This window comes from Gordonia prachuapensis (assembly GCF_036350515.1).
GTDB lineage: Bacteria > Actinomycetota > Actinomycetes > Mycobacteriales > Mycobacteriaceae > Gordonia > Gordonia prachuapensis.
Genome location: NZ_JAZDUE010000005.1, coordinates 145,353 through 158,703 on the forward strand (window position 1 = coordinate 145,353; position 13,351 = coordinate 158,703).

Annotated in this window: 13 protein-coding genes and 1 riboswitch; all 13 genes read left to right on the plus strand. The window is 69.9% G+C overall.

The genetic code is table 11. The features are described 5' to 3' along the window. The first annotated feature begins 205 nt into the window (after positions 1 to 205). Positions 206 to 520, plus strand: coding sequence for an integration host factor, actinobacterial type (gene mihF / locus V1Y59_RS07745; protein WP_160902413.1), 315 nt, complete (start codon positions 206 to 208; stop codon positions 518 to 520). Between the two features lie 45 nt (positions 521 to 565). Then, positions 566 to 1,222, plus strand: a complete 657-nt coding sequence (gmk, locus tag V1Y59_RS07750) for a guanylate kinase (protein ID WP_330504236.1) — start codon at positions 566 to 568, stop codon at positions 1,220 to 1,222. Positions 1,223 to 1,287: 65 nt separating this feature from the next. Next, positions 1,288 to 1,587: a DNA-directed RNA polymerase subunit omega gene (gene rpoZ, locus V1Y59_RS07755; RefSeq protein WP_330432090.1), complete on the plus strand. Its 300-nt coding sequence runs from the start codon at positions 1,288 to 1,290 to the stop codon at positions 1,585 to 1,587. Between the two features lie 18 nt (positions 1,588 to 1,605). After that, complete coding sequence (gene coaBC, locus V1Y59_RS07760; protein WP_330504237.1) at positions 1,606 to 2,880, plus strand: bifunctional phosphopantothenoylcysteine decarboxylase/phosphopantothenate--cysteine ligase CoaBC; 1,275 nt, start codon at positions 1,606 to 1,608, stop codon at positions 2,878 to 2,880. Positions 2,881 to 3,102: 222 nt separating this feature from the next. Further along, positions 3,103 to 4,314, plus strand: a complete 1,212-nt coding sequence (gene metK / locus V1Y59_RS07765) for a methionine adenosyltransferase (RefSeq protein ID WP_330432088.1) — start codon at positions 3,103 to 3,105, stop codon at positions 4,312 to 4,314. 85 nt (positions 4,315 to 4,399) lie between these two features. After that, positions 4,400 to 6,340: a primosomal protein N' gene (locus tag V1Y59_RS07770; RefSeq protein WP_330504345.1), complete on the plus strand. Its 1,941-nt coding sequence runs from the start codon at positions 4,400 to 4,402 to the stop codon at positions 6,338 to 6,340. Positions 6,341 to 6,377: 37 nt separating this feature from the next. After that, the gene (fmt, locus tag V1Y59_RS07775) at positions 6,378 to 7,319 is read left to right on the plus strand and encodes a methionyl-tRNA formyltransferase (RefSeq protein WP_330504238.1); all 942 of its coding nucleotides are present in this window, start codon (positions 6,378 to 6,380) and stop codon (positions 7,317 to 7,319) included. 27 nt (positions 7,320 to 7,346) lie between these two features. Next, positions 7,347 to 8,708 (plus strand): RsmB/NOP family class I SAM-dependent RNA methyltransferase, encoded by a 1,362-nt coding sequence (locus tag V1Y59_RS07780; protein ID WP_330504239.1) that lies wholly within the window; start codon positions 7,347 to 7,349, stop codon positions 8,706 to 8,708. A 49-nt stretch (positions 8,709 to 8,757) separates the two neighbouring features. After that, complete coding sequence (gene rpe, locus V1Y59_RS07785; protein ID WP_330504240.1) at positions 8,758 to 9,456, plus strand: ribulose-phosphate 3-epimerase; 699 nt, start codon at positions 8,758 to 8,760, stop codon at positions 9,454 to 9,456. Positions 9,457 to 9,521: 65 nt separating this feature from the next. Further along, positions 9,522 to 10,511, plus strand: a complete 990-nt coding sequence (gene ribD, locus V1Y59_RS07790; RefSeq protein ID WP_330504346.1) for a bifunctional diaminohydroxyphosphoribosylaminopyrimidine deaminase/5-amino-6-(5-phosphoribosylamino)uracil reductase RibD — start codon at positions 9,522 to 9,524, stop codon at positions 10,509 to 10,511. Positions 10,512 to 10,615: 104 nt separating this feature from the next. After that, positions 10,616 to 10,770, plus strand: a riboswitch (FMN riboswitch). Positions 10,771 to 10,835: 65 nt separating this feature from the next. Continuing rightward, a complete protein-coding gene (locus V1Y59_RS07795) occupies positions 10,836 to 11,507 on the plus strand; it encodes a riboflavin synthase (RefSeq protein ID WP_330504241.1) in 672 nt (223 codons plus the stop codon). Between the two features lie 35 nt (positions 11,508 to 11,542). Next, positions 11,543 to 12,841, plus strand: a complete 1,299-nt coding sequence (locus V1Y59_RS07800; protein ID WP_330504242.1) for a bifunctional 3,4-dihydroxy-2-butanone-4-phosphate synthase/GTP cyclohydrolase II — start codon at positions 11,543 to 11,545, stop codon at positions 12,839 to 12,841. Beyond that, positions 12,838 to 13,326: a 6,7-dimethyl-8-ribityllumazine synthase gene (gene ribH / locus V1Y59_RS07805; protein WP_330504243.1), complete on the plus strand. Its 489-nt coding sequence runs from the start codon at positions 12,838 to 12,840 to the stop codon at positions 13,324 to 13,326. Before V1Y59_RS07800 ends, ribH begins: the two co-directional genes overlap by 4 nt. The last annotated feature ends 25 nt before the right edge of the window (positions 13,327 to 13,351 follow it).

Consider the following 13,351-nt stretch of genomic DNA (forward strand, 5'->3'; position numbering starts at 1 on the left):
ACAACATCTGAATCCGCTGGATTCGCTGGGGTGGCACTCGCAAATGCCTGCTCACGTGGGTACGGTCGCTTTCGCCGCACCATTCGGCGGCGGTGGCCGGCCGGCTGACAGCGACCACCACGGTCGCGCAGGCGACCAACCGCCATCAGAAGCACCCCGCGACTGATGACAGTCCAATCGAAGACTAGGAAAGACGGAGGAACCCGTGGCCCTTCCGCAGTTGACAGACGAGCAGCGCGCTGCCGCGTTGGAGAAGGCAGCTGCCGCTCGGCGGGCCCGCGCCGAGCTCAAGGAGCGCTTGAAGCGCGGCGGCACCAACCTCGAGCAGGTGCTCAAGGATGCCGAGAATGACGAGATCCTGGGCAAGATGAAGGTCTCCGCCCTGCTCGAGGCCCTGCCCAAGGTGGGCAAGGTCAAGGCGCAGGAGATCATGACCGAGCTCGAGATCGCCCCGACCCGCCGCCTGCGTGGCCTCGGCGATCGGCAGCGGAAGGCGCTGCTCGAGAAGTTCAGCTCCTGACGAGCACACGAGCGACACGCGCGTGATGACGGCACAGGTTCGGCGGTGACCCGCCCGACACCCGAACCGCCGCGATCCACGCCTCCGAGGGGCCGACTGGTGGTTCTGGTCGGCCCCTCGGCCGTGGGTAAGTCGACGGTGGTCGCGAAGGTGCGGGAGTTGCTCCCGGAGATGTTCTTCAGCGTCTCGGCGACTACTCGTGATCCGCGGCCCGGTGAGGTCGACGGCCGCGATTACCACTTCGTCGAGAGTGCCGAGTTCGACCGGATGATCGCCGACGACGAAATGCTGGAATGGGCCGAGATCCACGGTGGCCTGCAACGTTCCGGGACACCCAAGAGTCCGGTGTTGGAGGCCATGGAACGCGGTCTTCCGGTCTTGGTCGAGGTCGACCTCGTGGGGGCGCGCAACGTGGTGCGCCGACTTCCGGAGGCGACGAGCGTCTTCCTGGCACCACCCACCTGGGACGACCTGGTCGCGCGTCTCAGCGGCCGCGGCACCGAATCGGCCGATGCGGTCGCTCGTCGTCTGGAGACGGCGCGCACCGAGATGGCCGCCCAGGACGAGTTCGATCACGTGCTGGTCAACCGCGAAGTCGACCAGGTGGCCTCCGAGTTGGTATCCTTGCTGGTCGGGTCCGATGGGTCGACCGCAGACGAGTCCGCGCCGACGCCCACCCGACAGCCGACCTCAGACGTTTGAGACCGCCGGCGCCTGCCGACGAGGGCAGGACGTCGCCACCAGAGCACAGCGATGCAGGAGTTTGCGTGAGCACCCCGACGAATTTCGACCTGACCGAAGTTGCCGACGCACCGGCCTACGAGACCCCGCTGGGGATCACCAACCCGCCGATCGACGAGCTGCTCGAGCGCGCGTCGTCGAAGTACGCGCTGGTCATCTACGCGGCGAAGCGTGCCCGGCAGATCAACGACTACTACAACCAGCTCGGCGACGGAATCCTCGAGTACGTGGGCCCGCTGGTGGAGCCGGGTCTGCAGGAGAAGCCGCTGTCGATCGCGATGCGGGAGATCCATTCCGACCTCCTCGAGCACACCGAAGGCGAATAAGAGCCGCGGGCCCGGGGGATGGTCACACCGCGCGCAGCCACACCCGGCGCCCGGCGTCGGGTCCTGATCGGTGTCGGCGGCGGCATCGCCGCCTACAAGGTCTGCTCGGTCATCCGACATTTCACCGAGACCGGTCACGATGTCCGGGTCGTGCCCACCGAGGCCGCCCTCAAGTTCGTCGGTGCCGCGACGTTCGAGGCGCTGTCGGGTAATCCGGTCAGCACCGACGTCTTCGACGACGTCGACCAGGTCGCACACGTCCGCCTCGGCCAAGGCGCAGACCTGGTGGTCATCGCCCCGGCCACCGCGGACCTGATGGCGCGTGCCGCATCCGGCCGCGCCGACGACCTGCTGACCGCATCCCTGCTCACGGTCCGATGTCCGGTCGTCTTCGTTCCGGCCATGCACACCGAGATGTGGGAGCACCCCGCGACCCAGGCCAACGTGGCCACGCTGCGCGCACACGGCGCCACGGTGATGACGCCGGCATCGGGTCGGCTGACCGGGACCGACAGCGGTGCGGGCCGACTGCCGGACCCGCAGGAGATCGCGATGATCGGCGAACTGCTGCTCGAACGTCCCGATGCGCTGCCGTATGACCTCGCCGGAGTCCGGGTGGTGATCAGCGCCGGTGGCACGCGTGAGCCGCTCGATCCGGTTCGCTACTTGGGCAATCACAGTTCGGGAAAACAGGGATTCGCGTTGGCGCGGGCGGCCGCGCAACGCGGCGCCACGGTGACCGTGGTCGCCGGATCGACCGCCGACCCGGGCGACCCCGCCGGGGTGGACATCGTCCGGGTGTCGAACGCCCAGCACCTCGCCGACGAGATGACGAAGCGGGCGGCCGAGGCCGACGTCGTCATCATGGCCGCAGCGGTCGCCGACTTCCGCCCGATCGCCTTCGCAGAATCCAAGATCAAGAAGACCGACTCCGGCCCCGCGCCGATCGAACTCACCACCAACCCCGACATCCTCCGGGGACTGGTGACCGGACGAGAGGCGGGGCGAATCCCGGCCGATACCGTCATCGTCGGATTCGCCGCCGAGACCGGTGACGAGACCGGGGGAGTCCTCGACCACGGCCGCGCGAAACTCCGCCGCAAGGGATGCGATCTCCTGGTGGTCAACGCCGTGGGGGAGGGCAAGGCCTTCGGCACCGAGGACAACACCGGCTGGCTGTTGTCGGCGGCCGGGACCGAGACGGCGCTCCCGCTCGGTTCGAAGACCCTCATGTCGAGCCGGATTCTGGACGAGGTCCGCGAACTGCTGACCGACGGCGACAATCCGGTCTGACGGCACGACGGCCTGCGGGCGCCGCCGTCGCAGGCCCTGTGTAGTTTGGAACGCGTTCGCACCGAGCGCGGCCGGGAACGCCCACCTCAGGGTGGCGGTCGGCGAATGGTAGAGACAGTGTTGAGCGGTAGAGACAAAGCTGAGCAGTAGAGACAATGGACGACACACGTCGTCGCCCACGCCGCCCGGGACCGGGCCGCGCGAAGACCCTGAGAGGATCAGATGACCACCTCTGCGTCACGCCTGTTCACCAGTGAATCCGTCACCGAGGGGCATCCCGACAAGATCTGTGACGCGATCAGCGACTCGATCCTCGATGCGATGCTGGCCGACGATCCGAAGGCTCGCGTCGCCGTCGAGACATTGGTCACCACCGGTCAGGTGCACGTCGCCGGAGAGGTCACGACGACCGCGTACGTCGACATCCCCGGCATCGTGCGCAAGAAGATCCTCGACATCGGCTACGACTCGTCGACCAAGGGCTTCGACGGCGCGTCGTGCGGTGTGAACGTCGCCATCGGCGCACAGTCACCCGACATCGCCGGCGGCGTGTTCAACTCGCACGAGAGCCGCAGCGGTATCTCCGAGGACGAGATCGACAGCCAGGGTGCGGGCGACCAGGGTCTGATGTTCGGTTACGCCACCGACGAGACCCCGGAGTACATGCCGGTGCCGATCGCGTTGGCGCATCGCCTGTCGCGTCGCCTCACCGAGGTGCGCAAGACCGGTGTGCTGCCGTACCTGCGGCCGGACGGCAAGACCCAGGTGACCATCGAGTACGACGGTGACAAGCCGGTGCGGCTCGACACCGTGGTGATCTCCACGCAGCATGCCGCGGACATCGACCTCGACAACATGCTGACGCCGGACATCCGCAGCAAGGTCGTCGACTCGGTCCTCGCGGAGATCGGGCTGGCGAGCCTGGACACCTCCGAAGTCCGTCTGCTGGTCAACCCGACCGGAAAATTCGTCCTCGGCGGGCCGATGGGTGACGCCGGCCTGACCGGTCGCAAGATCATCGTGGACACCTACGGCGGCATGGCCCGGCACGGGGGCGGTGCGTTCTCCGGCAAGGATCCGTCGAAGGTCGACCGCAGCGCGGCGTACGCGATGCGGTGGGTGGCCAAGAACGCGGTGGCCGCCGGACTCGCCGGTCGGATCGAGGTGCAGGTCGCCTACGCCATCGGCAAGGCCGCCCCGGTGGGACTGTTCGTGGAGACCTTCGGCACCGAGCGTGTCGATCCCGTGGTGATCGAGAAGGTGATCTCCGAGGTCTTCGACCTGCGGCCGCTCGCCATCATCCGAGACCTGGACCTGTTGCGTCCGATCTACGGCCCGACCGCGGCCTACGGGCACTTCGGCCGGACCGACGTGGACCTGCCGTGGGAGCGCACCGACCGCGCGGAGAAACTGCGCGCCGCTGCCGGTCTCTGATCGATCCGACCTGCAGATCGCTGTGTCCGACCGGGCCGGCTCTCGCGTGCCCGCGCCGCACAAACCCGTCGGCAAGGTGTTGCCGATGCTCGGGCTCGCCCACCTCGACCGTCCGTTCGATTACCTGATCGACGACCAGCAGGACGAGATGGCGCAGCCCGGTGTTCGGGTTCGGGTGCGGTTCTCGGGTCGCCTGGTCGACGGTGTCCTGCTCGACCGGATCGAACAGAGTGACCACCCGGGCCGCCTCGGCTGGCTCGAACGCGTCGTGTCTCCCGAACCCGTCCTCGACCCGGATCTCGCGGCGGTGTGCCGCGCGGTGGCCGACCGCTACGCCGGCACGATGTCCGACGTGATCCGGCTCGCGATACCGCCCCGACACGCACGCACGGAGAAGGAGCAGACCGGGGCCCCGGGAACCGCTGCGCCGACCGCACCCGACCTGACCGGGTGGTCCGCCTATCCGGCGGCCGCGTCGTTCGTCGAGTCGATGCGAGAAGGGCATCCGCGGGCCGTCTGGCAGGCGACCGCGGGTGAGGACTGGCCGGCCCGACTGGCCGAACTCGCGTCGGCTGCGTCCGCGGCAGGTCGCGGTTCCATCCTGGTGGTGCCGGACCAGCGCGATCTCGACCGGCTGGAGAGTGCCTGTGCGCCGGTGTTCGGGGATCGCTGCGTGACACTGGCGGCCGGGCTCGGCCCGACGGCGCGATATCGGCGTTGGCTCGCCGTGCGGCGCGGTGCCGCCGACGTCGTTCTCGGGACGCGCAGTGCCGTGTTCGCGCCGGTGCACGACCTCGGTCTCGTGGTGATCTGGGACGACGGCGACGACAGCCTCAACGAGCCACGCGCGCCGTACCCACATCCGCGCGAGGTCGCGGTCCTCCGATCCCATCGACAGCGCTGCGCGCTGGTGATCGGCGGGTTCGCGCGCACCACCGAAGCCCACGCGCTGGTTGCGTCCGGGTGGGCGCACGACCTCGTCGCCGACCGTCCGACGGTACGTGCGCGCACGGCTCGCGTGGTGGCGCTCAGCGCCGAGGACCGACGGGTGGCGGGCGATCCATTGGCCCGGTCGGCCCGCATCCCCGGAGTCGCGTTCGACGCCGCACGCAAGGCGATCGCCGCCGACCTGCCGGTGCTGTTCAGCGTGCCCCGGCGCGGTTACCTCCCGTCGTTGGCGTGCGCCCGGTGCCGCGCGCATGCCCGGTGCCGTGCCTGTCACGGACCGCTGCAGCTGGATTCCGCCGAGACCGTGTCGTGTCGATGGTGTGGGCGACCCGAACCGAACTTCCGGTGCGCCGAGTGCGGCGGCGGCGAGGTGAGGGCGCTGACCACCGGTGCCCGCCGCACCGCGGAGGAACTGAGTCGAGCATTCTCGGAGGTACCGATCACCACCTCCGGCGGCGCCACCATCTCCGCCGACGTGGACGGCGGCGCACGCATCGTCGTCGCGACGCCGGGCGCTGAGCCGCGGGCCGAGGGCGGCTACGGCGCGGCTGTCCTGCTCGACACATGGGCGCAGCTGGACCGGGCCGACCTCCGGGCCGCAGAGGATGCGGTGCGCCGGTGGATGGCCGTGGGATCGCTGGTGCGGGCGCACGAGGACGGGGGCACACTCGTCATCGTCGCCGACGCGGCCCTGACCCCGGTGCAGGCGATGATCCGTTGGGACCCGGTCGGGTTCGCTGATCAGGAGCTCGCCCAACGCGTGGAGCTCGGGTTCCCGCCGGCGGTGACGATGGCATCCGTCGACGGGACGGCGCGGACGGTGTCTGCGTTCGTCGAGTCCGTGGAGTTGCCCGACGGCGGGCAGATGCTCGGGCCGGTCCCGCTCCCGCCGGGCGTCCGCCCGCCGGCCGGCAGCGGCGAGGCCCTGGACGGAGACGTCGAGCGGGTGCTGCTGAGGGTGCCGCGACGCGACGGGAGGCTCCTGGCCGAGTCGTTGGTGGCGGCTCAGGTCCGCCGGAACGCGCAGCACGAGACCGGGCCGATCCGCGTCCAGGTCGATCCCCCTACGATCGGATGAGCGTGGACAAGTCGGTCGTCCGGCACGAAAGGATCAGATGAGGGTCGTATTCGCCGGAACCCCGGAGGTGGCGGTGCCGTCGCTGCGCCTGCTGCTCGACTCCCCACGCCACGACGTCGTCGGGGTGATCTCGCGCCCCGATGCGGCGTCCGGGCGCGGTCGCAGCCTGGTGCGGTCGCCGATAGCCCAACTCGCCGATGAGCACGGCATCGAGGTGATGACGCCTCGCCGGCTCACCGATGCGGGTGTCCTCGACCAGCTCCGGTCCTGGCGCCCCGACTGTGGCGCGGTGGTCGCCTACGGCGGACTGGTGCCACCCGGCCTGCTCGGCCTGCCGACGCACGGTTGGGTGAATCTGCACTTCTCGGTGTTGCCCGCGTGGCGCGGCGCCGCGCCGGTACAGCACGCGATCGCCGCCGGCGATGAGGTCACCGGCGCGAGTACCTTCCGGCTGGAGGAGGGGCTCGACACCGGCCCGGTGTACGGCGTGATCACCGAGACCATCACGGCAACCGACACCAGTGGCGACCTGCTGGACAGGTTGGCCGACAGCGGTGCCGAACTCCTCGTGTCCACGCTCGACGGAATCGATGACGGGTCGCTCACCCCGGTGGCGCAGGCCGGCGCAGGGGTGACACACGCACCGAAGGTCGATGTCGACGACGCCCGCATCCGGTGGGATCTGCCTGCCCACATCGTCGAGCGCCGGATCCGCGCGCACACACCTGCGCCCGGTGCGTGGACCACCCTCGACGGTGCGCGGATCAAGATCGGTCCGGTCGGCAAGGCGCAACCACTCGCGTCCGATGTCGCCGCACCGAGTCCCGGGTCGCTGCGCGTGACCAAGCGCACCGTGGATGTCACGACCACGACCGAACCGGTGCGCCTGTCCTGGGTTCAGCCACCCGGCAAGAAGGCCATGCCCGCGGCGGACTGGGCGCGCGGCGCCCGGCTCACCGACGACACCGTGCTCGGATGAGCAGCACGCCGAGACGAAGGTGAGCGCATGACGAGGTCACCCAAGACCCGCGACAAGGCGGTCGATCCGGTCCGGGCCGCGGCCCGGGACACCCTGCGCGCGGTCCGGACACGCGACGCCTATGCCAACCTGGTGCTCCCGAAGATGTTGCGCGACAGGGCCATCACCGGCCGCGACGCCGCGCTCGCCACCGAGCTGACCTACGGGGCCTCCCGCGCGCAGGGGCTGCTCGACGCCGTCATCGCCGCTGCGGCCCGGCGGCCCGTCGACGAGATCGACGGGGACGTGTTGGATGTCCTACGACTCGGCGCCTACCAACTGCTCCGCACCCGGATCGGCGCCCACGCGGCGGTGTCCACGTCGGTCGACCTGATCCGATCCGAGATGGGGATGGGGCCGGCCGGATTCGTCAACGCCGTGTTGCGCAAGGTCTCCCAGCGCGACGAGGAGTTGTGGATCGACGAGTTGGCCCCCTCCATCGCCGACGACGTCATCGGAAACCTGGCGTTCCGATACGCCCATCCGCGGTGGATCGCGGAGGTCTTCGACGAGGCGCTCGGTGGGTCGGCCGGTCGACTGCAGGCCGCACTCGCCGCCGACGACGATCGTCCGCCGGTGCATCTGGTGGCGCGGCCGGGCCTGATCACCGCCGAGGAGCTCGCCCTGGTCAGTGGTGGCGAGGTGGGACGGTACTCGCCGTACTGCGTCTACCTGCCGGGCGGCGATCCGGGCGATCTGGACGCGGTGCGCGAAGGGTATGCCGGTGTGCAGGACGAGGGCAGTCAGTTGGTGGGACGCGCTCTCACGGTCGCCGACGTCGCCGACGACGCCGGGCGATGGCTGGACATGTGTGCCGGCCCCGGCGGCAAGGCCGCACTCGTCGCGGCGATCGCCGACATCGACGGAGCACACCTCGACGCCGTCGAGGTCTCCGAACACCGGGCCGAGCTGATCCGCAAGGTGGTCCGCGATCTACCGGTCGAGGTGCACGTCGCCGACGCGCGGGCGAGCGGGCTCGAGGCGGGTTTCGACCGCATTCTGCTCGATGCGCCATGCAGCGGCCTCGGGTCGTTGCGCCGTCGTCCCGAGGCGCGCTGGCGTCGCCGGCCGGAGGACGTGCCCGGATTGGTCACATTGCAGCGTGAGCTGCTCACCGAGGCGTTCCGGCTGCTCCGGCCCGGCGGCGTCGTCGTGTACTCGACGTGTTCGCCGCACCCTGCGGAGACCGTCGAGGTCGTCGCCGACGTGCTCGCACAGCATCCGGACGCCGAACAAGTCGATGCGCGCCCGCTCGTCCCCGTCCCTGAGGCCGGCCCCGGGCCACACGTCCAGCTCTGGCCGCACATCCACGGCACGGACGCCATGTTCCTGGCGGCGCTGCGTCGCTGACCGCGACGTCGAGACGAGCCCCGCTCCGCGCGCCCTACAATCAGTGCTCATGTGCGCCACCGGTACCCCGATGATCGCCCCATCCATCCTCTCCGCCGACTTCGCCAATCTCGCCGCCGAGGCGCGGGCAGTGGCCGGGCCCGGTCCGGGACGTGCCGACTGGTTGCACGTCGATGTGATGGATGCGCACTTCGTGCCCAACCTGACCCTGGGCCTACCGGTGGTCGAGAGTCTGCTCAAGGCGACCGACATCCCGCTGGACTGCCACCTGATGATCGAGCAGCCCGGCCGATGGGCGCCGCCGTACGCGGAAGCCGGCGCCCACAACGTGACCTTTCACGCCGAGGCCACCGACGACCCGGTTGCGGTCGCCCGGGACATCCGGGCGGCCGGGGCCAAGGCCGGCCTGAGCGTCAAGCCGGGTACCCCGCTCGAGCCCTACCTGGAAATCATCCGGGAGTTCGACACCCTGCTGATCATGAGTGTCGAGCCGGGCTTCGGCGGGCAGAAGTTCATCCCCGAGGTCCTCGCCAAAGCACGGACCCTCCGCAAGGTGATCGACGCCGAGGATCTCACCCTGCTCGTCGAGATCGACGGTGGGATCAACGCCGACACCATCGAGCAGGCCGCCGCAGCGGGCATCGACTGTTTCGTGGCGGGTTCGGCGGTCTACGGTGCCCAGGACCCGGGCGAGGCCGTGAACGCGCTCCGCGAGCAGGCGGCTGCCGCACGAACTCCGGTGGACTGATCGCCGTGTCCGACGACGCGGCCGCGGACGTCGACGCCGCGGGGGAAGTCGACGTCGCAGGCGCGATGCACCTGGCCATCGACGAATCCCGTCGTGCGCAAGGCATCAGTTCGCCCAATCCGCCCGTGGGGGCGGTCATCATCGCGCAGGACGGGACCGTGCTGGGGCGCGGATTCACCCAGCCGCCGGGCGGTCCGCACGCCGAGGTGATGGCGTTGGCTTCGGCGGGCGCCGGCGCCCGCGGCGCCATCGCCGTGGTCACCCTGGAGCCGTGCGACCACACCGGCCGCACCGGCCCATGCACCGCTGCCTTGCGAGACGCGGGCGTCGTCGCGGTGTACTACGCGATCGACGACCCGAATCCCCGCGCCGCCGGCGGCGCCGGCACCCTTCGTGACGCCGGTCTGCGAGTGGTCGGCGGTGTCGAAGCGGCCGCCGTAGCGGCTGGGCCGTTGCGTCCCTGGCTGTTCCGGCAGCGAACCGGACGTCCGATGGTCACCGCCAAGATCGCCTCGGGCGTCGACGGTCGGGTCGCGGCACCCGACGGGACCAGTCAATGGATCACCGGGGAGCCGGCGCGTCGCCGCGCACACCGTCAGCGGGCGAGACTGGATGCGATCGTCGTCGGCACGGGCACCGTCTGGCGCGACGACCCCGCGCTCACCGCTCGAGACGAGGACGGCGGGCTGCTGCCGCACCAGCCCGCGCGCGTGGTGATGGGATTTCGTGACCTGCCCGCCGGGGCCCGGATCGCCGACGACGCGGCACCGACGCGCCACTTCCGGACTCATGAACCAGCCGATGTGCTCGCCGGACTCGAGGACGCCCTCTGGGTGCTGGTCGAAGGTGGACCGTCGGTCATCGGGGCATTCCTGGCGGCCGGCCTCGTCGACGAGATCGAGGTCTACCTCGCACCCCTGGTGCTCGGTGCGGGCGCCGCGTCGGTCGAGGTCCCGGGAGTCGAGTCGCTCGCCGATGCGAACAGGTTCTCACTGGTGTCGGTCGAGACACTCGGCGACGACGTCCTGATCCGCCTCGCCGCTGACGTCGGATGACATGCGACACCTGCCGGGGTTCTGTGCGGCCTCGCGAGGTGACGGTGAACTCATCGGACGACGGGCGGATGCCGTGCCGAGTTCGGACGTGCTAATTTCGATGGCAGAGTTCTCGGGGCGGGGTGGAATTCCCCACCGGCGGTGATGGTGACCCACAGATGTGGGCGTCGAGCCCGCGAGCGCCTGCCACCTGGCAGGGACAGCAGATCCGGTGTGAATCCGGAGCCGACGGTCAGAGTCCGGATGTGAGAGAACGGACGCCGGCTCCCGGCCGTCCTCATGCTCACATGCACGCGCTCCGAGCGAGAACACGAGGAGCGCGCAGTGTTTACCGGCATCGTCGAGGAACTCGGCACCATCGTCCGTCGAGACGACCTGTCCGATGCCGCCCGGCTACGAGTCCGCGGCCCCCTGGTGACCGGTGACGCCCGGTTCGGCGACTCCATCGCGGTCAACGGCGTGTGCCTGACCGTCGTCGAACACGATGCGGGCGAGTTCACCGTCGACGTCATGGCCGAGACGCTGCGCCGCAGCTCATTGGCCGATCTCGGTGCGGGCAGTCGGGTCAACCTGGAACGAGCCATGGCCGCGGGCGGGCGCTTCGGCGGTCACATCGTGCAGGGCCACGTCGACGGCGTCGGCCGGATCGTCGCGGTCACCCCCTCCGAGCACTGGACCGTCGTGCGGATCGCCGTGCCCGCCGACCTCAGCCGGTACATCGTCGAGAAGGGTTCGATCACCGTCGACGGGGTGTCGTTGACGGTCGCCGCGTTGAGCGCCGACCCCGGCGACCCGTGGTTCGACATCTCGCTCATCCCCACCACCCTCAACGAGACGAACCTGGGCGGTGCGACGGTGGGCGATCCCGTCAATCTCGAGGTCGACGTGATCGCGAAGTACGTCGAACGCCTTCATCCCGCTCTGCAGGAATCGGGGTCCCCGAACCTGCCGGGCGTGAGCGACCGTGGTGTCCGGGGCGGGACAGGAGCGGAGTAGACATGGTGAGCAGTGCAACGGTAGGCGGTGACGACATGACGGGTCCGGCAGATCCCGAGGTGCGCGAGCAGGTGCGATTCGATTCGGTGGAGAGAGCGATCGCCGACATCGCGGCCGGTAAGGCCGTCGTCGTGGTCGACGACGAGGACCGCGAGAACGAGGGCGACCTGATCTTCGCCGCGGAGAAGGCCACTCCCGAACTGGTCGCGTTCATGGTGCGCTACACCTCCGGATATCTCTGCGTGCCGCTGGCGGGCGAGGACTGCGACCGGCTCGGTCTGCCGCCGATGTATTCGATGAACCAGGACAAGCACGGCACGGCGTACACGGTGACCGTGGATGCACGCCTGGGCATCGGCACCGGCATCAGCGCCGCCGATCGTGCCACCACGATGCGGTTGCTGGCGGACCCGAAGAGCAGCGCCGTCGACTTCACCCGGCCCGGCCACGTGGTGCCGCTACGTGCCAAAGAGGGTGGCGTGCTGCGCCGCCCCGGCCACACCGAGGCCGCCGTCGATCTGTCACGCCTGGCCGGTCTCGCGCCCGCCGGCGTGATCTGCGAGATCGTCAGCCAGAAGGACGAGGGCTCGATGGCGCAGACCGACGAGCTGCGCGTGTTCGCCGATGACCACGACCTCGCGCTCATCTCGATCGCCGACCTGATCGCCTGGCGTCGCCGGCACGAGAAGCACGTGGTCCGGGTCGCCGAGGCGCGGATCCCCACCCGCCACGGTGACTTCCGTGCCGTCGGGTACTCCAGCATCTACGACGACGTGGAGCACGTCGCACTGGTGAAGGGTGACATCGCCGGCGGCGACCGGGGCGGACACGACGTCCTGGTCCGGGTGCACTCCGAGTGCCTCACCGGCGACGTCTTCGGCTCGCTGCGCTGCGACTGCGGTCCGCAGCTCGACGCGGCGATGGAGATGGTCGCGAGCGAGGGTCGCGGCGTCGTGCTCTACATGCGGGGTCACGAGGGTCGCGGCATCGGACTGCTGCACAAACTCCAGGCCTATCAGCTGCAGGATTCCGGCGCCGACACCGTCGACGCCAACCTGCGCCTGGGCCTGCCCGCGGACTCCCGTGACTACGGGCTGGGCGCGCAGATCCTCGTCGACCTGGGTGTCAGCTCGATGCGCCTGCTCACCAACAACCCGGCCAAACGGGTCGGTCTCGACGGCTACGGCCTGCAGATCGTGGACCGGGTGCCGATGCCGGTGCGGGCCAACTCGGAGAACCTGCACTACCTGCGCACCAAACGGGACCGGATGGGCCACGACCTCGTCGGCCTGGAGGAATGGGTGGAACGCAACGGGGAGGCGGACCCGGCGTGAGTGGACACGGCGAACCGACACTCGACCTGGCGGACGCGAGCGTGCTGCGGCTGGCGATCGTCTCCTCCCAGTGGCACGAGACCATCTGCACCGCGCTGCTCGACGGCGCACTGCGGGTCGCGGCCGAACATCGTGTCGCCGACCCCACCGTGGTCCGAGTCGCCGGCGCGATCGAACTGCCGGTCATTGTGCAGGCCCTGGCCCGCACCCACGATGCGGTGGTCGCCCTCGGCGTCGTCATCAAGGGGGAGACACCGCATTTCGAGTACGTCTGCGACGCGGTGACCGCCGGGCTGACGCGGGTGTCACTGGACGAATCCACCCCCGTCGGCAACGGGGTGCTGACGACACTGACCGAGGAACAGGCGTTGGCACGCGCGGGACTGCCCGAGTCGAAAGAGGACAAGGGCGCCCAGGCCACGTCGGCCGCGCTGGACTCCGCGTTGACCCTACGGGCGCTGGCCCGCGGCGAAGAACTCCGGTGAGCACCTCCACGACCGTGCAGTGGGA

Excerpts from the sequence above, each read along its gene's own strand:
- rpe (WP_330504240.1), top strand. The coding sequence starts at position 8,758 with ATGTGCGCCACCGGTACCCCGATGATCGCCCCATCCATCCTCTCCGCC.
- metK (WP_330432088.1), top strand. The coding sequence starts at position 3,103 with ATGACCACCTCTGCGTCACGCCTGTTCACCAGTGAATCCGTCACCGAG.
- ribD (WP_330504346.1), top strand. The coding sequence starts at position 9,522 with ATGCACCTGGCCATCGACGAATCCCGTCGTGCGCAAGGCATCAGTTCG.
- V1Y59_RS07780 (WP_330504239.1), top strand. The coding sequence starts at position 7,347 with ATGACGAGGTCACCCAAGACCCGCGACAAGGCGGTCGATCCGGTCCGG.
- V1Y59_RS07800 (WP_330504242.1), top strand. The coding sequence starts at position 11,543 with ATGACGGGTCCGGCAGATCCCGAGGTGCGCGAGCAGGTGCGATTCGAT.
- coaBC (WP_330504237.1), top strand. The coding sequence starts at position 1,606 with ATGGTCACACCGCGCGCAGCCACACCCGGCGCCCGGCGTCGGGTCCTG.
- V1Y59_RS07770 (WP_330504345.1), top strand. The coding sequence starts at position 4,400 with ATGCTCGGGCTCGCCCACCTCGACCGTCCGTTCGATTACCTGATCGAC.
- fmt (WP_330504238.1), top strand. The coding sequence starts at position 6,378 with ATGAGGGTCGTATTCGCCGGAACCCCGGAGGTGGCGGTGCCGTCGCTG.